The organism is Gordonia sp. NPDC003950 (genome assembly GCF_053605205.1).
In genome coordinates, this window is the sequence record NZ_JBSGIT010000001.1 from 235,392 (window position 1) to 259,918 (window position 24,527).

General features: G+C 67.9%; 17 protein-coding genes. 10 read left to right on the forward strand and 7 right to left on the reverse strand.

The window, feature by feature from the left end; genetic code table 11:
* Positions 1-17: 17 nt before the first annotated feature.
* The 3 genes from ACWETB_RS01195 to ACWETB_RS01205 all read right to left on the reverse strand — a co-directional run bounded on the left by ACWETB_RS01195 (position 18) and on the right by ACWETB_RS01205 (position 4,552).
* Entirely contained in the window at positions 18-1,736 is a 1,719-nt protein-coding gene (locus tag ACWETB_RS01195) for a glycosyltransferase family 87 protein (RefSeq protein WP_452208729.1), read from the reverse strand.
* A complete protein-coding gene (locus ACWETB_RS01200; protein WP_449743453.1) occupies positions 1,663-3,969 on the reverse strand; it encodes a transglycosylase domain-containing protein in 2,307 nt (768 codons plus the stop codon). The genes ACWETB_RS01195 and ACWETB_RS01200 overlap by 74 nt, the downstream gene beginning before the upstream one ends.
* Positions 3,970-4,162: 193 nt before the next feature.
* A complete protein-coding gene (locus tag ACWETB_RS01205) occupies positions 4,163-4,552 on the reverse strand; it encodes a DUF5318 family protein (RefSeq protein ID WP_449743452.1) in 390 nt (129 codons plus the stop codon).
* A gap of 176 nt (positions 4,553-4,728) precedes the next feature.
* Between ACWETB_RS01205 and ACWETB_RS01210 the strand changes: the two genes are divergently transcribed.
* From ACWETB_RS01210 to ACWETB_RS01240, 7 genes are all read left to right on the forward strand, one after another.
* Positions 4,729-5,457 (forward strand): PadR family transcriptional regulator, encoded by a 729-nt coding sequence (locus ACWETB_RS01210; protein ID WP_449743451.1) that lies wholly within the window; start codon positions 4,729-4,731, stop codon positions 5,455-5,457.
* Positions 5,450-6,547 (forward strand): inositol-3-phosphate synthase, encoded by a 1,098-nt coding sequence (locus ACWETB_RS01215; RefSeq protein ID WP_348806945.1) that lies wholly within the window; start codon positions 5,450-5,452, stop codon positions 6,545-6,547. The genes ACWETB_RS01210 and ACWETB_RS01215 overlap by 8 nt, the downstream gene beginning before the upstream one ends.
* A gap of 444 nt (positions 6,548-6,991) precedes the next feature.
* The gene (locus tag ACWETB_RS01220; protein WP_452208732.1) at positions 6,992-10,594 is read left to right on the forward strand and encodes a DUF4132 domain-containing protein; all 3,603 of its coding nucleotides are present in this window, start codon (positions 6,992-6,994) and stop codon (positions 10,592-10,594) included.
* Complete coding sequence (locus ACWETB_RS01225) at positions 10,591-11,700, forward strand: ATP-binding protein (RefSeq protein ID WP_348806940.1); 1,110 nt, start codon at positions 10,591-10,593, stop codon at positions 11,698-11,700. The genes ACWETB_RS01220 and ACWETB_RS01225 overlap by 4 nt, the downstream gene beginning before the upstream one ends.
* Before the next feature lie 12 nt (positions 11,701-11,712).
* A complete protein-coding gene (locus ACWETB_RS01230) occupies positions 11,713-14,130 on the forward strand; it encodes a DUF5682 family protein (RefSeq protein WP_452208734.1) in 2,418 nt (805 codons plus the stop codon).
* Positions 14,127-15,266, forward strand: coding sequence for a VWA domain-containing protein (locus ACWETB_RS01235; protein WP_452208735.1), 1,140 nt, complete (start codon positions 14,127-14,129; stop codon positions 15,264-15,266). Before ACWETB_RS01230 ends, ACWETB_RS01235 begins: the two co-directional genes overlap by 4 nt.
* Positions 15,263-17,233, forward strand: a complete 1,971-nt coding sequence (locus ACWETB_RS01240) for a hypothetical protein (RefSeq protein ID WP_452208737.1) — start codon at positions 15,263-15,265, stop codon at positions 17,231-17,233. Before ACWETB_RS01235 ends, ACWETB_RS01240 begins: the two co-directional genes overlap by 4 nt.
* A gap of 2 nt (positions 17,234-17,235) precedes the next feature.
* Here the strand turns inward: ACWETB_RS01240 and ACWETB_RS01245 are convergent, their stop codons facing one another.
* From ACWETB_RS01245 to ACWETB_RS01255, 3 genes are all read right to left on the reverse strand, one after another.
* Entirely contained in the window at positions 17,236-17,580 is a 345-nt protein-coding gene (locus ACWETB_RS01245; protein ID WP_452208739.1) for a hypothetical protein, read from the reverse strand.
* 125 nt (positions 17,581-17,705) lie between these two features.
* Entirely contained in the window at positions 17,706-18,203 is a 498-nt protein-coding gene (locus tag ACWETB_RS01250) for an LURP-one-related/scramblase family protein (RefSeq protein ID WP_348806935.1), read from the reverse strand.
* A 25-nt stretch (positions 18,204-18,228) separates the two neighbouring features.
* The gene (locus ACWETB_RS01255; RefSeq protein ID WP_452208741.1) at positions 18,229-19,068 is read right to left on the reverse strand and encodes a hypothetical protein; all 840 of its coding nucleotides are present in this window, start codon (positions 19,066-19,068) and stop codon (positions 18,229-18,231) included.
* An 11-nt stretch (positions 19,069-19,079) separates the two neighbouring features.
* On the opposite strand from ACWETB_RS01255, the gene ACWETB_RS01260 reads away from it, so the two are divergent.
* Positions 19,080-19,982 carry an HNH endonuclease family protein gene (locus ACWETB_RS01260; RefSeq protein ID WP_348806933.1) on the forward strand — a complete coding sequence of 301 codons (903 nt, stop codon included), beginning with the start codon at positions 19,080-19,082 and terminating at the stop codon, positions 19,980-19,982.
* 67 nt (positions 19,983-20,049) lie between these two features.
* Here the strand turns inward: ACWETB_RS01260 and ACWETB_RS01265 are convergent, their stop codons facing one another.
* Positions 20,050-20,586 carry a Uma2 family endonuclease gene (locus ACWETB_RS01265; RefSeq protein WP_348810021.1) on the reverse strand — a complete coding sequence of 179 codons (537 nt, stop codon included), beginning with the start codon at positions 20,584-20,586 and terminating at the stop codon, positions 20,050-20,052.
* Between the two features lie 489 nt (positions 20,587-21,075).
* On the opposite strand from ACWETB_RS01265, the gene ACWETB_RS01270 reads away from it, so the two are divergent.
* Together ACWETB_RS01270 and ACWETB_RS01275 are read left to right on the forward strand one after the other, a co-directional pair.
* Complete coding sequence (locus ACWETB_RS01270) at positions 21,076-21,585, forward strand: hypothetical protein (RefSeq protein ID WP_348806931.1); 510 nt, start codon at positions 21,076-21,078, stop codon at positions 21,583-21,585.
* Positions 21,582-24,506 carry a VWA domain-containing protein gene (locus tag ACWETB_RS01275; protein ID WP_452208744.1) on the forward strand — a complete coding sequence of 975 codons (2,925 nt, stop codon included), beginning with the start codon at positions 21,582-21,584 and terminating at the stop codon, positions 24,504-24,506. The genes ACWETB_RS01270 and ACWETB_RS01275 overlap by 4 nt, the downstream gene beginning before the upstream one ends.
* Positions 24,507-24,527 lie beyond the last annotated feature (21 nt).

Below are 24,527 nucleotides of genomic sequence, written 5' to 3' on the forward strand. Positions count from 1 at the left end.
TGAAGGAGCGAGCGCCGTCAACGCTGGTGCGGGTCGGTATCCGGCGCCGGGCCCCACGCTAGTCCACCGCTTCCGGCCATCGCCGGTAGTTCACCGTCGGGGTCGACGTCGTGCCGGGGCCGGGTGAACACACGATGATCGGGCGCGCCGTCGAGGACGCCGCCGGCCGGGTCGTCGAGGTCGTTACCCTCGTTGTCGCGCCGCATCAGGTCGTTCTCCGGGCGGTAGATCTGCCAGATGACGATGGCGCACAGGGCGATCACGAACAACGCCCGGATGATGATGATCGTGGTGAACCATTCCTGCGGCAACCACTTTCGCGACGGGTCGATGAACAGCGACATCCGCGGAATCCAGACGAGTGCGTCGACGGTCATCCATGCCAGCAGCAGCCGGGTGTGTGGAATGGCCAGCACCGCAAGGGGAACCAGCCACAGGGAGTACTGCGGACTCCACACCTTGTTGACGAGTAGGAAGCCCGCCACGATCAGGAACAACAGCTGCGCAACCCGCGGGCGGGTCGGCGCGGTCAGCGCCACCACCGCGACGCCGATGATGACCGCGATCATCAGCCCCAACGAGACGACGTTGAGGACGTCGACATTCCAGCGCACCCCGACCGCCTTGGCCGCCAGTCGCAGCAGCGTGTCGGAGTCGGCATTTCGGTCGGAGTTGAGCCGGAAGAATTCGTACCAGCCCTGCGGATACCGCAGGAGGATCGGCAGGTTCACCGCCAGCCAGGCTGCCAGCGCAGCGAGCGCGGCGGCACCGAAGTCGCGGAGTTTCCCGGTGCGCAGGCACAGCACGAACAACACCACCAGGGCGAGCACCGGATAGAACTTGGCCGCGGCCCCCAGGCCGATGAATACGCCTGCCAGCCACGGTTTCCGGCGTGCCCAGCAGAGAATCGCGACGGCGAGGAACGCGGTGGCGATGGCGTCGAAGTTGGTGAAGGCGTGCACGATCACCAGCGGTGAGACGGCGGCGACCCAGGCCGCCCAGATCCGCGCTCGTGCGGTCAACGCGGTCGCCCAGATCGTCACCAGCCAGAACAGTGCCAAACCCAGTGCGGCGAGATCGAAATACAGCACCGCGGGCAGCGCTCCGGGAATGCCCCAGCTGTCCATGGCCTGCGACCACCGCAGCGCGATGCGGGAGACGCCGTACATGTACATCCCGGTGAGCACCGGATACTCCATGTACCGGGTGGTCTCGACGCCGTTCTCCGGTTCGGTCCACGACGTGCGGTACGGGAAAGTGGTGACGTCGTCGAGCTGTTCGGCCGGAAAGAGCTGCAGCACATCGGAGTAGCAGAGGTCGGTGAACAGCCGCTGATCGTCGTGGTCGAGGGTGAACGTCGCCGCGCCGGGCGCCGGATTCACCACCTGCTTCTGCTGCAGGCACCCGGCCTTGCCGAACCAGCCCAACGCGAGCGTGCACAGGGCGAGCAGGAACAGCACGCGGATGGGCGTCCAGTTGCGGCTGCGCCCCACCGCGGCGTGCACGCCGAGCGGTCCGCCGACAACTCGGGACGCCTCGGCGACGACCGGATCCTGATGGCTCGGGATCAGCCGTCTGGTGTCGACCCGCAGGTCCTCGGCCAGCGGCGCCGGGCTCTCGTCCGGGCCGCCGTCGCCGTCATCGGGCCGACGCGAATCCGCGTCAGCCGCCGGACTCAGGGACCGCTCCTCCGTCGCCGCCACCAGTATCGCCCGTTCCGCCGTCGCCGGTGTCATCGCCACCGTTACCGGCGCCACCGCCAGTACCGGTGCCACCGCCATTACCGGTACCACCGCCGTTGTTGGTGCCGCCACCACCGCCGGGCACCGGAATGGTGATGCCGGGGGCAACCGTCAGGTTGCCATCCTGACCGGCACCGGGGAGTCGCGGGATCGACGGCTGCTGCGCACGCGACGTCGGATACTCGGTGCTGTAGGTCGTTGGCGGCGGCTCGTACGGGACACCCGCCTGCCCGCCGACCGCGGCCGGCTCCGGGAACTGCTCGATGGGGTCGCCTGCGAGGGCGTTGTCCATCGTCTTCTTCCAGATCTGCGCGGGCAGACCACTGCCGTACACCGGTGAGCCGCCGTAGTTCACCAGCGCGGTGCCGCGGTCGGTACCAACCCACACCGCGGTGGACAGCTGCGGGGTGTAGCCAACCATCCAGGCGTCCTTGTTCTGGCCGGTGTCACCGAGCTGCGCGGTGCCGGTCTTGGCCGCCGACGGTCGCGAGCCGAGCTCGCCGTCGTAGAGCGAGTTGCCGTTGGAGTAGGCCGCGATCGGTTCGAGTGCCGCGGTCACGTTGTCGGCGACCTTGGCCGGGAACACCCGCTTGCCGGCGTCGGGCTGACGCTCGTAGAGCACCTCGCCGCTGGAGGTCTCGACCTTCTGCACGAAGTGCGGCGCTCGGTAGATACCCGACGCGGCCAGGGTCGCGTAGGCCGAGGCCATGTCGATGACGCGGGACGGATACTGCCCGAGCACCACACCACCCTCGACGCTGCCGTTGGCCTCCTGCAGGGTCTTGGCCGTGTCACCGAACGATTCGGCCACACCGGCGGCGTGCGCGGCGTCAGCGACATCCTGCGCCTTGTGATCGAGATCCATCATCAGGCGGTAGTAGACGGTGTTCAGCGACATCTTCATCGCGGTCGCCAGGTTGCACGATCCGCAGCTCTCACCGTCGGAGTTCTCGACGGTGATGTCGGTGTTCGGAATCGAATACGGGGCACTCGAGTACACCTTGGACAGCGGAACGCCCTGTTCGAGAGCCGCAACCAACGCGAACACCTTGAACGACGATCCGGTCTGCAGGCCGGCCTGGGCGTAGTCCCAGCCCTGCGCGTCGTCACCGCCGTAGTAGCCCTGCACACCGCCGGTCTTCGGGTCAATCGACACCACGGCACTGCGGATCTGTTTGGGCTCACCGTTGAGGACGCCGTTCTCACACGGGTAGATGTTGTTCGCCCGACACGCCGCCTGCACGGCGGCGTTCTGCACCTGCGGGTCGATCGTCGTGGTGATCTTGAGTCCCTCGGTACTCACCTGCTGCTCGGAGATCCCGAGGTCGGCGAGCTCGGCGAGCACCTGACGTTTGATCAGGCCGTTGGGGCCAGTGGTCTCGCCGGTGGCCGCAGGCGCCGCCGACACCTTCGGATACACCATGGCGGCACGGTCGGCCTGGGTCAGCGCACCGGTCTGCACCATCCCATCGAGGACGTAGTTCCAGCGGCCCACCGCCGCGTCCTCGTTCACTGCCGGGTCGTAATAGGAGGGCGAACGGATCGCCGCGGCCAGCACGGCCGATTCGGCGGGTGTGAGGTTCTTGACGTCCTTGCGGAAGTAGGCCTGTGACGCCGCGGCCACACCGTAGGCACCGCGACCGAAGTAGATGGTGTTGAGGTAGGCGGCCATGATGTCGTCCTTGGACCACTCGCTCGACATCTTGGTGGCGATCACCAGCTCGCGCAGCTTGCGCTCATAGCTGTGTTCGTCGCCGACCAGCGCGTTCTTGACGTACTGCTGGGTGATGGTCGATCCGCCGCCGGCGAGATCGTTGTCGGTGACGCGACCCCACACGGCGCGCGAGAGTCCTCGGACGGAGAAGCCGTCGTTGGTGCGGAACTCGCGATCCTCGGCCGCGATGACCGCTTCCTGCAGCGACTTCGGGATGTCGTTGATGCCGACGTCGGTGCGGTTGCCCTCCGGCGGCACGATCCTGGCCAGTTCTTTGCCCTTGGCGTTGACGATGGTCGCCACCTGGTTCTGCTTGATGTCACCGGGGCTCGGCACGGTCGCCGTTGCGTAGGCGATGAGGAAACCGACCACGGCGATCAGCGCGACCGTCGGCACGATCAGGCCGATAGCGCCGACCACCCAGGCGACGATCCGCTGACGGGAGCGGGTCGTGTCACCCTTCTTGTCGGGGCGGGTGCGTCGCGACGTCGTCGTCTCGCGTGACTCGCTCATCACCGGTCCTCCCACTGAACCGCATCCATCATCGGCTCAACGTTCCTCACACTACTTGTCGGCATTTTTCACCGCTGTCCACTCTGACTCATCTCCGCTGCCCTGCCAAAAGCGTCATCGGCGCACGACAGCGTCATCGGCGCACGACATGGCGCATCGCCGACGAAGATACTGGGTTCGTCGGCGACAAGTATTACTTGGCGACCCTGCGACGACGCTGAGAGCGCGGGGGCAGACCGGCAACGTAGGACTGGACCAGATGGTTCCAACTGCAGGTGCGGCACACCTCGACGACGTGCACGGAGAACTCCTCGGCGCTGGCGTCGAGGCGGGCGATCTCCTCGGCCGAGCGTGCCGATCCCGAGACCTGACCCAGCCGCTCACCGAAGACCCAGGAGACCAACGTCACCTGCTCTTTGCGACAGATCGGGCACAGCGTCGGAGTGGTGCGCCCGTGGAATTTGGCCGCCCGCAACAGATAGGGACTGGCGTCGCAGACCTCGGACACCGCGACGCGCCCGGAATGCACCGCAGACAGCCGTGATCGCCGCTGGAGGGCGTAGTCGACGATCTGGCGCTGCACGTGAACCAGGGTACGTGGTCCACCCGGACGACGTTGTCGTGACCGTCTCGGTCCTCCGTCCACTCGGTGTGCACCAACTCGACACTTTTTATATCGGTGCGATACATTGGGAAATGCATCGACACGAGGTGTTGATGCATCAGTGTCGTCGATACACGGAGCGAAGGGAGGCGTCGGTGCTCGAACTGGCGATCCTCGGTCTCCTCATCGAATCCCCGATGCACGGCTATGAGCTGCGCAAACGTCTCACCGGGCTGCTCGGCGCGTTTCGCGCGTTCTCCTACGGCTCGCTGTATCCGACGCTTCGGCGCATGCAAGCCGACGGCCTCATCGACGAGGCCAGTGCACCGTCGGGGACCAAGGTGCGTCGCGGACGCCGCGTCTATCAGCTCACCGACGCCGGACGAGTCCGGTTCAACGAACTGGTCGCCGACACCGGGCCGCAGAACTACACCGACGACGGTTTCGGTGTGCACCTCGCATTCTTCAGCCGTACCCCGGCCGTGGCGCGGATGCGCATCCTCGAGGGCCGTCGCCGGCAGGTCGAGGAACGCCGCGAGGGACTGCGCGAGCTCGTCGGACGTGCCACCGGCAGCGCCGACCGCTACACCCGGCAGATGCACGAGCTCAGCCTCGAATCCAGCGAGCGCGAGGTGCGCTGGCTCAATGAGCTCATCGCCGCCGAGGCATCCGAGGCGCAGCCGCGTACCGCCGAGCCACAGTCGAACCCCGCCGAATCGCAGCCGGGCGAGTCGGCCACCCCCACAGATTTCCCGCACGCCACGTCGTCGACGACCGGTGAGCAGGGTCAGGAAGAAACCGAGCACGATCAGCTCGGCCGAACCCCCGTGTCACAGCCCAGCGCTGCGACCCGACAAGAAAGAGGAGAACCCGACCATGGGTGAGCCCAATAAGGTGCGCGTGGCCATTGTGGGCGTAGGAAACTGCGCTTCATCCCTGGTCCAGGGCGTGCAGTACTACAAGGATGCCGACGAGAACTCGACCGTCCCCGGTCTGATGCACGTCACGTTCGGCCCTTACCACGTGCGTGACGTGGAGTTCGTCGCCGCATTCGACGTCGACGCCAAGAAGGTCGGCTTCGACCTGTCCGACGCGATCTTCGCCAGCGAGAACAACACCATCAAGATCGCCGACGTGCCGCCGACCGGCGTCACGGTGCAGCGCGGCCACACCCTCGACGGCCTCGGCAAGTACTACCGCGAGACCATCACCGAGGCCGACGGCGACGGTGTCGACGTCGTGCAGATCCTCAAGGACGCCGAGGTCGACGTCCTGGTCAGCTACCTCCCGGTGGGTTCGGATCAGGCCGACAAGTTCTACGCCCAGTGCGCCATCGATGCGAAGGTCGCCTTCGTCAACGCCCTGCCGGTGTTCATCGCCTCCGACCCCGAGTGGGCCGAGAAGTTCCGCGCGGCCGGTGTGCCGATCGTCGGCGACGACATCAAGAGCCAGGTCGGCGCGACCATCACCCACCGGGTGATGGCCAAGCTGTTCGAGGACCGCGGCGTCGCCCTCGACCGCACCTACCAGCTCAACGTCGGCGGCAACATGGACTTCAAGAACATGCTCGAGCGTGAGCGTCTGGAGTCCAAGAAGGTCTCCAAGACCCAGGCCGTCACCTCCAACCTGACCGGCTCGCTCGCCGGCAAGGTCGAGGACAAGAACGTCCACATCGGACCGTCGGATCACGTCGAGTGGCTCGACGACCGCAAGTGGGCCTACGTCCGCCTCGAGGGTCGCGCCTTCGGCGACGTTCCGCTCAACCTGGAGTACAAGCTCGAGGTGTGGGACTCCCCCAACTCGGCCGGCATCATCATCGACGCCGTGCGCGCGGCCAAGATCGCCAAGGACCGCGGCCTCGGTGGCCCGATCCTGCCGGCCTCGGCCTACCTGATGAAGAGCCCGCCGGAGCAGATCGCCGACGACATCGCGCGTCAGCAGCTCGAGGCCTTCATCATCGGAGCCGACGCCTGACGAACTGACAGCCGATTCGGTTGTCCGCGAAACATGATTGTCGCCCGCGAGTGAGATGTCACTCGCGGGCGACAGTCGTTTCCGGCCCTCACACCCGCAGTGCACGATTGACTCCGCCGGTGAAGTGGGGGCGACGTGGCAACGGGCTTCGGCCACGAACTCGTCGAGGGCAGCGCGTACCCGCACGTTGTATGAGGACGAGCCCCGTCCCCGGGGATGGAATCGAGACCCACCCGCAGGTCGAGCCGGGCGAAGTGATCGCGAAGCCCGAGTCGAGACCCGGCGAGGTAACGCTGGACATCACGTACGAGCCGGCGAACAGAGGTCCCCACACAGCCGTTCGGCCGGATGACGTGGCCGGCGCCGATGTCGGTGGGCCTCGGTAGGCTCGCACTGTTTCTGATGCGTTCGGGTTCTGATGGGTCGGGAGGAGTGGTCGTGGCGATGCGCTGGGGTCGATCGCGACCGAAGGAGGTGGTCGCCGAGTTCGCCGACGCCGCCCGCGCCGCGATCGCCGCCAATGGCGTCAGCACCCGTGATGCGTCGCTACCCGATCGGGTCGCCCGCTACGTCATCGACGGGGACGACATCGGGGTGATCGCGGCCATCCGTGCCGCCCACCGTGGGGGTTGGTCGTCCGACTGGAAGCCGTCTCAACGCGAGCCCCGACGCACGATGTACCGACTCCTCGACTCGGTACCTCCGGAGGTCGGGCTGCGCTGGGCACATGTCCTCACCGCGTTCGGGCACTGGGGGCTGACCTTGGCGCCGATCGCCGGCAGTGACTGGGCCGAGCTGCTGATCGATGACATCGGCAAGTGCTTCCGGTGGGGAGCCTTACAGGATCGCGAGCCACTCCCGTGCACCTACGCCGGAATCGAGGCGATCATCCTCGCCGGCGGTGGTCGTCGCGGGGAGCTGCTGGTCGCGATGTTCTCCTACAGCCCGCTGACCCCACCCGTCGGGAACACCTTCGGCAGTTTCACCGTCACACCGATCTCCCGCGCGTATGCGGGCCTGTTCTCCGGCGCCCGTTCCATCGTGTGCGCGATGAGTGACTACCGGCCGGCCGTGGCCGCCCATGCAAGCGAATTGGCCGATCTGGCACTGCATCCGGGCAAGGGCGGACCCACCATCATCGAACTCCTCGAGGCCCTCGACGACGACGGCCTGCGCCCGTTCGCGCCAGCCATTGCGGAGTTCCTGACCGGCACCAACACCACCCTCGCCCTCTCCGCCGAGAAGTTGGCCGGGCGGTGCCCGCCGACGGAACTGACTGCCGCGCTGCAGGACCGCGCGGTCGAGGGTGCGGGTGGGCAGCAGCTCCGCGCACTGCGCGCCCTGTGGAAGCTGAGGTCCCGAGATGTCGAGTCGACACAGGATTCGCGTTCGTGGGCAATGGATTTCGTCACCACCGCAACGTCGGCGGCCGCGAAGGCACTGGCCCGGGAATGGGCGGATCTGCCGGCCGACGGTCCGTCGCCGGGGTCAACCGCGTCGGCACCGGGGCCGCGAACCGGCACACCCGGGGCGTGGCAGATCGAGATGACGCCGGCACTGCACACCGCGTTGCTGAGGTTCCAATCCGACATCAACGTCGAGGTCGACGCGAAGATCCGCGAGTACGAGGCCAGTGAGTACCCGAAGGTCCGGGCCGTCGCGTCACGATACCGGCACTTCAGCGACCACGACCTCCGAGCCCTCATCGCGACGCTCACCACGGCGGTTCCGCCGTCACCGAAGGACACACCGCGCGACGTCCGGAAGCAGCGAGCACCAACGGGGCTGGGCATGCTCGACACGCGAGCCATCATCAACCTCAGCGGTACAGCCGGACTCACCGCCGAGGCCATGCTGACCGTGTTGTCCTTCGTCGACTCCCTGCGGTATCCGGCCGGGGACCGGACGCTGACCTGGGAGACCGTCAACTCGTTGCACACCATCGCCGAACGATCCTGGGGCGGAGACCATCCCGGCCTCACCCTGAGCCGGATTCGCGAACTTCTCGATCAGTTGGGCCTGGCCGGCAAGGATCTCGTCTTCGACGCATACTCGGGCTTCGCGCGTGGCCTTCCCGATGCGGCGCTGACCGACTTCGTCGAGTCGAACCTGTCGCGCTTCGCCGGGTTGCTCAACGACCCGCCGAGCTACTACACCGACGACAGCAAGCCCTACCTCGCACTGGCCACTCTGCCGGCGCTACCCGCCGATGTGGCCGACACGATGTATCGAGTGGCGCTGGGCACCAGTTCCCGCAATCGCGAACTGGCCCAGGACACCTTGGCCGATGACCCGCAACGTACGGCCCGCCTCAACACCGCGCTCCGGGCAAGCGATGCCGACACCCGCGCGATCGCCGCGGCCTGGTTGGGCCGCAGTGGAACCCGCGACGACATCGCCGAGCTGGAGTCGGCGTATGAGGTCGAGAAGACCGAGCGGGTGTCCCAGGCTCAACTCGATGCCCTTGCCGCACTGGGTAATCCACCCTCCACCTACCTGAACCGCGACACCCTCACCGCGGCCGCGTCCAAGGGGATGCGCAAGGGACCGGCGCCGCTGATCGCCTGGATCGACTGGGACACACTGCCACCCGTGCGGTGGGCGGGCACCGACGAGGGGGTCGACCTCTCCATCCTGCAGTGGCTGCTGGGTTCCGCGGCCAAGCTCAAGTCACCCGAACCCACGGTGGCGATCCGCTACTACTGCGCCCTCCTCGACGCCGACGACGCCGAGCGATTCGGTGATCACCTGCTGAACGTGTGGATCGACGTCGACCATCAGGGCGGCTCTGGCGGACAGTCCGTCTCGGCGGTCAAATGCAAAGGGCTGCTGGCCATCTGCGCCGCCACGTGCCGCGGTAATGCCGCACCGATCGCCGAGCAGGAGATCCGCGGACGCTACGGGTACGCCGCGTCGCAGTGCCGGTCGCTGCTCGGAATGCTGGCCTGGATCGACCAACCCAACGCCATACAACTGGTCCTGTCCATCGCGACCAAGTTCCGTACCAAGGGAATTCAGGACGAGGCCCGCAAACAGGTCGACGCGCTGGCCGCCCGGCGTGGCTGGACGCGCGCGGAGTTGGCGGATCGGACGGTACCCGACGCGGGATTCGGCGGCGATGGCACCCTGGTGCTCGACTACGGCCCGCACCAGTTCAGCGCCCGCATCGGCGACGACCTCAAGCTCTACCTCTCCGGCCCGGACGGCAAGCCGATCAAGGCACTTCCCGCTCCTCGAGTCACCGACGACGCTGCCCGGGTCGCGGAGGCCAAACGTCTCCTGAGTGGGGCCCGCAAGGCGGTCAAGACCCTCGTTCCCCAACAGGTTGCCCGTCTCGAGGAGGCGATGTACGCCGAGCGGTCCTGGCCGGTGGACGATTGGGAACGCTACCTGCATCGGCACCCCGTCGTCGCCATCCTGTGCCGACGTCTGGTGTGGGCCGAACTCACCGTCGACGGAACCCTCCGGCAGTCGTTCCGCCCACTCGACGACGGGACGCTCACCGACTCCGACGACGACGAGGTGACACTGGACCCGGAGTCGCACGTCACGGTGGTGCGCCCGGGACTCCTCGACGGTGCGCTCACCGAAGCATGGCGCACGCACCTGTCCGACTACGAGGTGACGCCGCTGTTCGATCAGCTCGGCGAACGCTACGAGCCCGCCGCCGATCACGATTCGGCGCAGACGCTGACCGCGTTCGAGGGGCACCTGTTGGAGGCCTTCACCCTGCGGTCGATGGCCCGCAAGCTCGGCTACACCCGCGGCGAGACCGGTGACGGCGGCGTCTTCTTCGACTACGTCAAGACCTATCCGTCACTGGGACTTGTTGCGGTGCTGGGGTTCTCCGGAAGCCAGCTCCCCGAGGAGAACACCACCGTCGCGCTCACCGAGATGTCCTACCGCAGTGTCGAGGATGGTTCCCCGGTCCCGCTGCGCGACGTGCCGGTCCTGCTGCTCGGCGCCGGCCATCGTGATCTCGCCGCGACCGCCGCGGCGGGGCCGGGTTACGACCCGAACTGGCGAACGAAGGTGAACTACGCATGAGCACATCGCCGCAGGGCACCGGATCGGTGGTACGGGCACCGGCCGAGGAGATCTACGCCGATCAACTCGCCCGGCTCGCCGAGAACGACGCCCATCCCCGACCCGCCGGATGGACACTGTCACCGAAGGCCGTGCGGGACTTCATCATCGGCAACCCCCGACTGGACATCGCGCCGAAGTTCCTCGGCGACAACGCCCTCGTCGAACGATGCATCGTGACCCTGATGAGCAATCGGGCGCTGCTACTGGTCGGTGAGCCCGGAACGGCGAAATCGATGCTGTCGGAACTGTTGTCGGCGGCGATCAGCGGGACGTCGGGGCTGGTGGTGCAGGGCAGCACCGGGACCACCGAAGACAAGATGCTGTACTCCTGGAACTACGCGCTCCTGCTCGCCGAAGGGCCGTCGCGACAGGCATTGGTGCCCGGGCCCCTCTACAGTGCGATGGCGTCCGGGGCGATGTGCCGCTTCGAGGAGGTCACGCGGGTGCAGCCGGAGATCTCCGACTCGCTGATCGGCGTGTTGTCCGAGAAGGTCATTCACGTTCCCGAGCTCGACAACGACGACGGGCACCTGCTGGCGCAGCAGGGCTTCAACGTGATCGCCACCGCCAACCTGCGTGACCGCGGCGTGCACGAGATGTCCAGTGCACTCAAACGGCGGTTCAATTTCGAGACGGTGCAACCCATCCGGGACCGCGAGGTGGCGGCGCAACTCATCACCGCCCAGACCGCCGGGCTCCTTGACGCGGCCGGCGTCGACACCCGGCTGGTCCCCGACGTGGTGGGTCTGCTGGTGGAGGTGTTCGACGATCTCCGATCCGGCCGGACCGCCGACGGGGTGGCCGTCGAGAAACCCGCCGCGGTGATGTCGGCGGCCGAGGCGGTCGCGGTCGGCTATTCGGCGGCACTCGACGCCCACTATTTCGGGGACGGCACCGTGGGCGGCGAGCATGTCGCACGGCAACTCATCGGCACCGTCCTCAAGGACAATGCCGACGACGCCTCGAAACTCGATCAGTACTTCGACGTCGTGGTTCGTGGCCGGGCGAAGAAGCAGAAGACGTGGTCGGCGGCGCTGGCCGCGCACCGAGAGTTCCGGCGCTGACGGCCTCCGGACATGCCACCGACATCCGTCGACGCGGCCGCGGTTCACCACATCGCGGCACGATTGCTCAGCCCCGAGGTGGTGATCCTGCCGGTCCGGCACCACTCACCCGCCTGTGCGCTACAGGTGCGTCGTGCCATCGAAACCCTCGGTCCCGCAGCCGTTCTGGTGGAGGGCCCACGCAGCTTCACCCCCCTGATTCCCGCACTGACCAGCACGCAGGCACACGCACCCCTCGCGGTGTACACCTACCTCGACCCGACGGGCCGCGCACCCGACGCACCCCGTCTGGGCGCCTACTACCCGTTCTGCGACTTCTCCCCCGAACTGGTCGCACTGCGTGAGGCGACGCGGCGCGACATCCCGGTACGGTTCATCGACCTCGAACTCGGGGAGCAACACGCCGTCAATCGAGCCGGCGAGGAGGTGATCCTCCTCGACGAACACCACTTCCGGCTCAGCGACGGATTGGCCCGACTCACCACCGACCTCGGCTGCGTCGACGAGGAAGACCTGTGGGAGAACCTCTTCGAGAGCGATGCGCACACCACGAGCCTCACCGATCACCTCTCGCGGCTCACCGCGTACTGCCTCCTCGCCCGCGCCGACGCCACCCCCGACCAGTTGCGCGCCGACGGTACCGCCGCACGCGAAGCCGAGATGACCTGGCATGTGCGGCAGGCGATCTCCGAGTTCTCCGGGAGCGGTCCGGTGCTGGTGGTGGTCGGCGGATTTCATGCGGTGGCGCTTCCGGATCTGCTCGCCGACCCGCCTCCGCGGCCGTCGATCACTGCACCGGCCGCGCAGGCGGCGCTGGTCCGATTCTCCTTCGACCGCGTCGACCGCATCAACGGGTACGCCGCCGGGATGACAGCCCCGGCCTGGCACCAACGCGTCTGGGATCAGCTGGCCGCGGCGGCACCGCCCGCCGACCCGCGGGCCTCCTCCGCCCGAGCCGCACTGCTCGACATCGCCGACGAACTCGACCGCCTCGGTCGGCGCCCCGCTCAGCCGTCGGTGACCGACGCCTACACCCACACCCTCGGGCTGGCATCGCTGCGGGATCATGCCGGGCCGTTGCGCTCGGACCTGCTGGATGCGGTGCGTGCCACCCTGATCAAGGGTCACGTCGACGTCGAGGGATCGGTGATCCTCGACGCCGCCCGACAGGCATTGTCCGGCAATCGGATCGGCGCCCTTCCACCCGGGGTGGCGGCACCGCCGTTGGTCGCCGACACCCTCGACCGCCTGCGTCGTGCGCGTCTGGCCGTCGATCAGCCCGGCGCGTCGACGGTGTCGCTGTCGGTGTATCGCACACCGTCGCACCGCGTCGCCAGCCGACTCCTACACGGACTCACCGAACTCGACGTGCCGTTCGCGACGTGGATCGGTGGACCGGACTTCGTCGCCGGCACCGACCTGCACCTGATCACCGAGCAGTGGCGCTATCGGTGGTCGCCGGGTACCGAGGCCGCGCTGGTGGAGGCGTCGCGTTTCGGCAGTACCCTCCCCGACGCGGTCGCCGCCTGCTTCGATGCGCACCTCGTCGACCTCACTGCGGCCGGGCGGCATCATGATTCGGCGACGAGCGCCGGGTTCCTGATGCGGGCGTGCCGGCTCGGCCTCGTCGACCGGGCGCAGCGCGTGCTCACCGTGGTCGCCGACGACCTCGGCGCCGATCCCTCGTTCTGTGGAGTGATCGCCGCGGCCACCAGCCTGGCTCTGCTGCGGCAGGCCCGCGAACCGCTCGGCGCCGAGAACCTCGATGGCCTCGGCGAGCTGCTGCAGACCGCCATCCGGCGCGCCCTCTACCTGGGGCGGCTGATCCCCGCCGAACCCGCGACCGACGTCGTCGCGGCACTGGTCGCGCTGCGTGAACTGGTCGCCGAACCCGACGCAGATGACGCCGCGGCTGCCGGATTGTTCACCGAGGTGATCGCCACCCTCGCCGAGGTGCACACCGATGCCCACATCCGGGGCGGTGCGGTCGGATTGTGTTACGGGGCAGATCTATTGGATGGTCCGGCGGTGGCCGGAGTGCTCCGCGGAACGCTGGCGGGCACGCTCGCCCCGGATGCCGCGGTGGCGTTCGTCGCCGGACTGCTCAGCACGGCTCGCGAAACACTCTGGCAGGAACCGGAACTCGTCGATGTGCTCGGCGACGTCGTCACCTCATGGCCGGATGAGGAGTTCATCGCCAGACTTCCCGCCCTGCGGTTGGCGTTCGCCGAGCTGACGCCCCGGGAGACCGATCAGGTGGCGCGGGTGGTCGCACGACGTCTCGGCGTCGCCGACCTGGGGCCGCTCGACCGGGGCGAGTTCGGCGCCGCGGAGGTGGCGGCGAACGTGGCGGCCTCGCGGCTCGCCGCGGATCTGCTGATCGCCGATGGTCTCGGCGAGTGGGTCGGTCATCCGGGAGCGCCACGATGAACGAACTCGATCGGTGGCGGCTGATACTCGGCCGATATGCCGAGGAACAACTCGACTCGGCCACCGAAGGGTCGGTCGCGGCGCGGCGGGCGGCCGCGCTCGACGAGCTCTACAGCCGGGCGTATCGCGGTCGAGGGGTTCGGCTCGACGACGGCACCGACGGCGCCATCGGCCCTGGTAACGGCGACCCGTCGGACCCTCGCCTGGTCGAATGGCTCGGCGAGGTCCGCGATCTGTTCGGAACCGAGGTCTCCGAGGTGATCGTCGAGCACGCCCTCGAGCGTTTCGGGCTCACCGGCATTCTCGCCGACCCGGTGGTGATGGAGTCACTGCCGGCGAGTACAGATCTCCTGAAACTGCTTCTGGTGCTGCGTCGTTCGCTTCCCTCCGCGGTCGATTCGCAGCTGCGGCGGATCGTCGCGGAGGTCGTCGCCGACATCCGCCGGCGCCTGGAGCCGGAGATCCGTCGAGTCCTCGCCGGTACGCAGCGGTCCTTCGGGCATTCGCCGCTGCCGGTGGCCGCCAACTTCGACATCGCCGGGACGGTGCGACGCAACTTGGCGCATTACGATCCGACGTCGCGCCGGCTGGTGGTCGAGGAGCTACTGTTCTTCGACCGCAAGAGCAAGCAGGTCCCGTGGGATGTCATCGTGTGCGTCGATCAGAGCGGCAGCATGGCCGAGTCGATGATCCACAGCGCGGTGATGACCGCGATCCTCGCCGGACTGCCGACCCTGCGGCTGCGGCTCGTCGTCTTCGACACCTCGGTGGTCGATCTCAGCGATCACGTCGACGACCCGATCACCACCCTGATGTCGGTACAACTCGGCGGTGGCACCGATATCGTTGCGGCACTGCGGTATTGCCGGATGCTTGTCACCAACCCGCACCGCACCGTGCTGGTGCTCGTCACCGACTTCTGCGAGGGCGGTTCGCCCACGGAGCTCTACCGGGTGACCGCGGGCCTGGCCGGCGACGGGGTGCGCCTGCTCGGGCTCGCCTCGTTGGCCGGGGCCGACGCCACCACGCCGTTCTATGACCGGGCGATCGCGGCGCGGCTCGCCGAACACGGCATGCACATCGCGGCGCTGACCCCGCGGCGGTTGGCCGACTGGCTGCTGGCGGCCACGTCGTGAACCAGCTGATCGGCATCTACCGCCGCATCGATGACGCCATGTGGACTTCCGTCGCGAATGCGGGCCTGCTGCGCCGCGCCCGCAAGGACCTCGCCACCCTCCACCCGGAGATCGTCGACGAGACCGATGACGCGCTCACCGTGGCGCTCGACGCCGTGCGGGTGACGCTCGATGCCGGTGGTCCGGCGACCGCGGTGTGCGATTGCCCGTCCACCGGGGTGTGCCGCCACATCATCGCCGCCGGATTGTGGTTGGCCGCGCTGGAACCGGACACGCCCGACAGTGCTGGTGTGGCAACGGAATTGGCGGCGTTCGACCGGGAGTACCTGCTGCGGCATGCGGGCCGTGCCGGTTATCGGTGGGCCCGTGATCACGTGGTCACCCTCGATGCCGACCACGTGATCACGCTCGACGATGGGTCGATGCAGCTGACATTGCCGGGTGTGATCCTGCGGTTTCCGGGTGGTGAGCTGACCGCGATGACCGCCGAACCGCCGGTCGACGATCTGCCGCGGTGGCAGGTGTGCGCGGTCCTCAGTTATCAGCGGTCGGTGGGTGTGTCGGTGGGTGATCCGGGTCCGCTGGAGCCGACACCCGCCGAATGTCGTCGCGCCGCGGAGCATCGGCAGATGTATGACCGGGTGCGCCGGCTCTTGTGCGACATCGTTTCCGCCGGGACCGCGCACATGTCGGCGGCCACCGTTGAGCGCTGTGACGCCGCGGCCATCACCGCGCAGACCCAGGATCACTTCCGGCTGGCGGCATCGCTGCGCAGGCTCGCGGCGGGGGGCCGCGCCATCCTCGACCGCACCGCGCGGGCCGGCGACGAATCGCTGTTCGCGGAATTGGCGTGGTGTCTGACGCTGGTGTCGGCACTGGCGGCCGCACCGTCGCCGCCGGAACGCCTGCTCGGTAGCGGCCGCACCGGGTACCGCGAGGTCGGGACGCTGGAACTGATCGGGCTCGGCGCGTATCCGTGGCGTGCGGACTCCGGCTATCTCGGACTGACCGCGGTGTTCTGGTGCGTCACCCGATCGGCCTTCCTCACCTACACCGACACCCGCCCCGCCACCATCGACACGTTCGACCCGCGCGCGCAGTATCGGCGTCACGATCCGGTGTGGACGGGCCTGTCGTCGGTGTCCGCGGCGACCGGGGCGCGGGTCCTGTTGTCCGAGGCCAAGATCAACGAGCAGGGACGACTGTCACGGTCGGCGGAGTCGCATGCCGTGGTGACGACGCTGGATCACCGCGACATCGTGGCATCGCTGCCGGTCATCGACGAGTGGACCGCGGTGGCCGGCTCCGGGCGCGGACGCGCACTGCTCGACCCGCCGGAACCGAATGGCGACTGGGTGGTGCTCTCGCCGAGTGCCACGGGGATCGGACGCTTCGACCCGATCGGTCAGGTGCTCACGCGTCCCGTGTTCGACACAGCCGACCGCTCGCTGGATCTGCGTCTGACCTACGACGAGGTCACCGGCCATGCCGTCGCCCGGTTGGATACCGATACCCGATTGCCGGCAGGCGGATTGATCGTCGGGCGGAGAAATGCGGTGGGTGCCGGCGCGGACTCGACGTCGACGGTGATGCCGGTGAGCGTCATCGATGCCGACGCCACTCGCACGAATCCGGTTGACGCGCTCCACTTCGACCCGGCGTCGACAGACCCGTCGGGTGAAGCGCTTCCGGCGGCACCGACCACGCGGCCGGCGCCTCGCACCGCGACAACGGCGCTGCTCGACACGTTCGCGGGCCGGCTCATCGGCACCATGGAACGCGGGACCGGCGGCCGGGGCGCTCGCGAACTCGACGATCTCGACGTCTGGCATCAGCGACTCGACCGAGCCGGTTTCGGCGTGTTTCACGTGAAGCAATCCGATGAGGTGGACGGTGTCGGCGGGGAGGAGCGGCTGCTGCGGTCGTATGCGGTGCTGTTGCAGGTGCTGCGATCGCGGACGACATGACGTCAGTCGTGGCGACGCCCATGCCCGTCAGCCAGCTTCGCCTGCAACCACTCCGGCTGAAGCTTCACATCGCGCGGATACTTCTTCGCATCCGTCACGTACGCGATCGGATCAACCGGAGCTGCCCACTGTGGCTCATCGTCGTAGTTGAATTCCCCGTCGATACCTCCGGACGGATCGACCCGCAGTACCGCGGAGAACCACGTCCCCAGCCCCGGCTGATACATCGCGTCACGCATCGCGGTGAGGGTGTCATCGTCGAAACCGCCACTGGGGGCGATGTTCTCCGAACGCCCATTGCCCCAGTCGACTCGGGCATGGATCTCCTGGAGTGGCACCAAACTCACTCACCCAGACGATCAGGAAAGAGGCACCCTCGGGAATCTCTGCCGCCGCCATGCGCCCGGACGCAACCTGCGCCCTCTGCAGCGCAAGAAATGAACCACCGTCGACCCCCATCTCGGAGCCCCCTTTACGTACTCGCCGAACTCGCAGCGCTCTCATCGGCACGCACCCGATCGATGGCGATGACCAACGAGATGATCATCGGCTCGAGGGCATCGTCGAAGACGTCGACTTCATAGGTGTCGGCCCACGACAGGAGTTTGCGGTGGATGCGTGCCACCTGTTGCCCGCCGCGCTGCACCGTGAAGTCCATGTCCCACCAGTCGCCGGATACCTGCAGTTCGGCGCCGTCGATGGAGTAGCGGGGCTTGAAGAAGCTGAACTCCTTACGGATGGTCGCGACCACCATGCCGCCCATCTCGACGGTGAACCGCGGCAGGAAGCTGAACACCGTCTTGGTGATGTCGGCCACCGGCGCGCCGGCGACGTCGGTGACCGCGAAGGTCTTCGGAATCTTCATGAAGCTGCCCTCGACGAAGTAGCGGGGCTGCTGCCTCTCGTCGAACACGGTGAACTTGCCGCCCACCGAGAAGATTTTCTGTTTGATGAAGAGTGTGGACATCATTGCCTCCCGGGAGTCCTGACCCACCTTAGGGAACGCCTGGCGTCCCCCACCCCCGCTCGTCATTCAGATACAGCTCGATCAGACGATCATTGACGCCGTCGATGTCGAGCGCATCGGGACCACCATCGATCAGCAGCATCGGCACGTACGACGACCGCTCACCCCACACGGTCTCGAGAACCACGCGGTACCGCTCCACCTCGCCGTCGTAGCGATGGGTGTAGGCGATGACGGCATCGCCGACACTACGCATCATGCTGACGCTCATCAGATCGGCAGCGAAGCCGCCTCGTTGCGCGAGGCCGATCAGGCCGTCCGGTGCGGAGTCGAGCGGCGTAAGGAACTGGCCGTCCCCGTCGATGAACTCGTACTCGCCGATCGCAGGGCGACCGAACAGGGCCTGGATGACAGCTGCCAGACCGGTGAGTCGCATCCAGTCCGGAACCTCCAACCGGCGCCACTGACGTGGCGACCCGTCCGGCCAGAGGAGTTCGATGCCGAGTGTCAGGGTCAGTTCGTCGTCGTAACCGTCGTCATCGTCAAACAGGTCATCGTCATCGTCGAACAGCCCGCCGTCATCGTCGTAGCAGTCATCCACATCGGATATCTCGATGCCACGACCGGCCATCTCACCGGTCGAGGCGACACCCGGCGACTCCGCCATGGACACGACCGGGACGACCCGCCGATCCGACCGCGCGGTCCCGCTCTTGCCCCCGATCTTTCCCCGGCGCTTGGCCTTGCGCCGATCACGCCGTGCCTTCTTGTCCTGCGATCTGATCCCCATGACCGAGACCATAGAACCCGACACCGACAATTCGGGCGCGGCGAATCCGGGCACCGGTACGTCGGCGACGTCGGGCACAATCGGCGACGATGACCGACCCGTTCCGCCCACCGCCACCACAAATCCCGATTCCGCCGCCCGATGCCGCCGGCGGCAGTCCGCGGCGATCGCCGATCTGGCCGTGGCTTGCCGGCGGCGCTGCATTCGTGCTGGTCGCGATCATCGTTCTCGCGGTCGTGCTCGTCGGAACCTCGGGCACGCCGGACTCGGAGACCGCCGCGAATCCCTCGGCCAGCGGTGCGGCCACGACGCCGTCGACGACGAGTTCTGCACAGTCCGGGTCGTCTCCACAGCCCGAGTCGTCCACGCCTCCGTCGTCCGCTCCGCTGTCGCGTACGGCCTCGCCGCAACTCGTCACCGCCTGGACCCAACTGCAGACACTGCCGGTGAAGGGCCGAGCGCCCAAGACCGGCTACAGCCGCGAGCAGTTCGGACAGTCCTGGACCGACGACGTCAACGTCGACGACGGACACAACGGATGCGACACCCGAAACGACATCCTGCGCCGCGACCTCGACGACGTCGTCCTCAAACCCGGCACGAACGGATGCGTCGTCGCGTCGGGAACCCTGCACGACCCGTATACCGGTACGTCCGTCCCATTCATCCGGGGCACCACGACGTCGTCGGAGGTGCAGATCGACCACGTCGTCGCGCTCGCCGACGCGTGGCAGAAGGGCGCCCAGCAGCTGACCCCCGAACGCCGGGCCGACTTCGCGAACGACCCGCGGAACCTGCAGGCCACCATCGGCCGGGTCAACCAACAGAAAAGTGCCGGCGACGCCGCGACCTGGCTACCGCCCGACACCGCCTACCGATGCACGTACGCCGCGCGGCAGATCGAGGTCAAGGCCGCCTACGACCTATGGGTGACCGCCGCCGAACGTGATGCGCTGGAACGCATCCTCCGCGGGTGCGGCGTCGGGGACTGACGAGGCGGCGACTCCCACTTCCTCGTCCGTGGACTCACCCTGGCATCCTGCCCACCGGCCTCGGGGCCTACCCGGCGTCAAGAACGACCGTCATCGGGAATGGTGATCGCACCGTCACCTCGCCGCTGGCCTGGTCACCGACATATCCCTCGGGCCCCAACCTCAGAACGGTGAAGGTGATCGGGGCATCAAGGTCGATGATCCAGTAGTGGGCGATACCAGCGTCGGCATACTCACTGCGCTTCATCACGTGATCGGTGCGCCGCGAGCCCGGCGAGACGACCTCAACGGCCAACACCACCTGATCACCAGTGATCATCGAGTCATCGGCATCGGTACGCCGGACAATCACATCAGGAATCCTCACTGTCGCCGGCGTGGCCGCGTCGATAACCACCTCGACCTCTTGCAACGCTTCGAAGCCTTCAGGAAGCTGCGCGGCCAACTGCTGCCACACTCGAGACGCGGCGCGGGAATGTGCCGGGGTGGGACGCGGAGAAACGATCGCCAGGCCTTCCTGAAGCTCGACTCGCTGCTCGGGCGCCTCCGGCAGCCCACGCCACTGCTCCAGCGACATCAGCTGGGGATACGCGGCAGCGGTCATGACCACGATTCTAGGGCGTGTCTCCCATTGTTTCTGCGAGGGATTGGCGGAATCGATTGGTCTCTGGCAAGGCGGAGGAGGGAGCAATAGCGGAGCTATTGTGACCGACGACAACGCAGCCAGGGGGCAATCGAGCCGCCAAGACCCGCAAAGGGCAATGGGAGACACGCCCCCAGAGTCCGGTCGCGGCGCGCGGCGGCTCTTTGAGCCCCATCACCTATCGACCCTGTCGAGGCCGCCGGTGAACACGCTGTCGGTGAACACGATCCGGCCCGGTGGCGCGCCGATCCACTCACCGCAGCCGAGCGTGATGCGCTCGAACGCATCCTCCGCGGGTGTGGCGTCGGGGACTGACGAGGCGCTCGACTCTCAGTCGTCCCTGCCCCGTCGCCGGCCATACCCGCAGGCCACCAACCTCGGTAGCCCATTCAAAGGAAAAGTTGCGGCGGCCTGAGCACATTGTCGGTGTTGTGTGACAGCATTCGTGCTGTGTCGACTCCCCCCAATCCGTTCGGGCCCCCTCCCGGCGGTCCGGGCGCGCCGCCCCCCAGTGGCCGCGGTGCCGCGCCGTTCGGCGGCCCGTCACCCTACGGCGGGCAGGCCCCGACCAGCGGTGGTCAGTCCCCCTTCGGTCCCGCTGCCGGCGGTGGTGGTCTCCCCGGGGGAGCACCGATCGCCCCGTCGACGCCGTCCTCCACCGCGCCGGCCGGCCCACCGACGGTTCTGCTGATCGTCGCGGGCGTGATCGCCGCCGTCGGCATCGTGGTCGGCGCGGTGTTCTGGGGCAGCTGGATCGCCGGCATCGGCTGGCTGTTGGCCGGCCCGGTCGCGATCGGCGTCGTCGCCGTCTTCATCGCCAAGGACACCGCTCGCCGCGCCGAACCGATCTACCTGCGCCCCGGCTGGATCACCGCCGCCTACGCCGTGGTGATGGTGCTCGTCGCGGCCGGCGTCATCGTCGGAGCGCTCGGATTCGCATTCTGGATGGGTCGCCGGTGAACGCAACTGTCTCGACCGCGGCCACCCGCCGCCGTCGTCTCCGCACTGTCCCGATCGTCGTGCTGGTGGCCTGGCTGCTGACCTCGATGTTCGCGCCGTCCATGGCGAATGCGGCACCCGCCGACGACGCCAACGCCGGCGTCAACCGCTTCGGTGCGTGTCTCGCCGCGCAGCATTCCGGACAGGTGCTGCTGCTCATCGACGAGTCGCGCAGTCTGCAGCAGACCGACCCGCAGGCCGCCCGCGTCACCGCCGCGAAATACCTCACCGAACAACTGGCCGACTTCGCGACGTCGACCGACGCCAACCTCGACATCGCCGTATCCGGATTCTCCGACAGCTACCACAACTACCTCGGCTGGACGAAGCTTCAGGGCTCGTCCGTCGGCACCGTCAACTCGGCCATCGACCAGTTGGGCAACGCGAACAACGGGCAGGACACCGACTACTGGCTCGCCCTCGACGGCGCCCGGCAGACCCTCGCGCAGAAGCGGCCCGCCGACGCGAACGTGCAGGGCTGCCAGATGATCGCCTGGTTCACCGACGGTGAGCTCGACTTCACCCCGCGGTCCGGCGTCACCAAACCCTACGCGCCGGGACAGTCACTGGACACCGAGGCCGACCGCACCGCGATGATCGCATCGGCCCAGCAGAGCATCTGCCGCTCCGGCGGCCTCGCCGATCAGCTCCGGTCGTCAGGCATCGTCACGATCGCGATCGGGCTGTCGGCCAACGAGGGACAGCAACCGAACTTCGACCTGCTGAAGTCGATCGCCACCGGTGAACCCACCTCGACCGGACCCTGCGGTGACATCCGCGAACCGGTGCCCGGTGATTTCTATCCCGCGTCCAACATCGACGACCTGCTGTTCGCCTTCGACAACCTGTCCACGCCCGGCCAGCCACCGCTCACCCAGGAGACCGGCGCGTGTGTGGTGCGGGTCTGTGAACAGGCAAAACACCGCTTCGTCCTCGACAGTGCGGTCGGTTCGGTGAGCATCCTCGCCGCCGCCGACCGGTCAGGTCTGGTGCCGGTGCTGATCGCGCCGAACGGCAGCGAGATCCGTATGCAGCCGTCGTCGCCGAACAGCGTCACGCAGGGCGGGGTGAAGATCGACTACCGGTTCCCGTCCGACAAGTCGGTGTCGATCCAGATGTCGAACTCGTCGGCGCAACTGTGGACCGGCGTGTGGGCCCTGGTCTTCCTCGCCGACAGCGACGAGGCCGCCCGCACCCGCTCGAGCATCCACATCACCGGCGATCTGCGCCCGGTGTGGACCGGCGAGGACACCACCACCCTGCACTCCGGTGACACCGACATCCCGATGTCCTTCGCCATCCAGAACACCGCCGGCAATCCCGTCGACGCCGCCGGCCTGCCCGGCACCGCCGCTCTGACGACGACACTGGTCACCGCATCGGGCAAGGAGATCCCGATCGCGGCCAACGTCGGCAAGGACAAGATCACCGCACCGCAGCGCCTGAACCTTGACGGTGTCGACCCCGGGCGGGCCACCCTGCGGATGACCCTGGCCGTCACCACCGCGTCGGCGCGGGACTCCACCGGACGCACCGTGCCCGGCACCGAACTGTCGCCGTCGACGGTGGACCTGCCCGTGGTGATCAGCCCGCCGGTCGGCTACCCGACCATCGCCGGCCGCGTCGACTTCGGCACCATCACCGGGGCCGGCAGCGGCACCGCGGCACTGTCGATCACCGGACCCGGATGCGTGTGGCTTAATGCCTCCCAGCCGCCGAAGTTCCTGGCCACCCCGGACGACGCCGGCACCCTCACCGTGGGCGCGAACGCGTCCGCGCAGGACGCGTGCGTGAAGGTCGACGAGGGCCAGACCGGCAACCTGGATCTGACCCTGACCGCGCCGAACGCCGTCAACGGCACCGCCAACGGCACGGTGATCGTGATGGTCGCCCCCAAGGACGGCTCGGGTGAACCGCTCCCGGTGGAGGTGCCGTTCACGGTGGCACTGCAGAAACCGTTGAACACCACCAACTTCATCGTCACGCTCGTCATCGCCCTCATTCTCGGGCCGCTGATCCCGCTGCTGCTGCTCTATCTGGCCAAGTGGTTCACCGCGCGGATCCCCGGACATGCGTTGCGCGCCGAGCAGTTCCGCATCCGCCTCAACGGCACCACCGTGGTCCGGGAGAACGGGGCCCCGTTCGCGGTCGGCGACACCGACTTCGTGCGGCTCGTCCCCGGACTCGACGGACCGGCCCGCCGGATCGACCTCGGGGGCGTGGTGCTGCGCACCCGGATCGGCAAGTCGCCGTTCGGCGCCGGATTCGTCACCGCGTCCGCACCCGGGATGGCCGGCGCCGCGGGCAAGGCCGCCCAGTGGTGGGGCAAGACCCCGGACGCGAGACTGCCTCTCGCGGTCCACAATTCGTGGTTCATACTGCACGATCCGCGGGGTCCGGAGCAGTCGGCGACCCTCGTCATGCTCGTCGGCGGGGACGCCGACCGCAGTCGCATCGATCAGCTGGTCCGTGAGGTCAACGAGTCGGTGCCGACGGTGCTGCCGCGCCTGCGGGCCAAGGCCCTCGAACGACTCGGCGACGACGCCCCGCCACCGAGTTCGGGTCCCGACGTCAACCCGTTCGGTGGTGGCGGAGCTCCCCCGGGCGGCGGACCCACCCAGGGCAACCCGTTCGGCGCGTCGGGCGGTGCTCAGCCGCCGGGGCAGGGTTACGCCCCGCCGACTCAGGCCGGACCGGGTTATGCGCCACCGACGCAGGCCGCGCCGCGACCGCCGGGCCAGGCATATCCGGGGCAGGGGCATCCGGCACCGAACAATCCCTTCGGTCCCGGCTCGGCGGGCCCACCGCAACAGGGACCGTCGGGTCCGTTCGGACCGGGGCCGTCCGGAACCGGCCGCCCCGGCAACCCGTTCCAACCCTGAGCATCCCCCTGATCGTTGTCC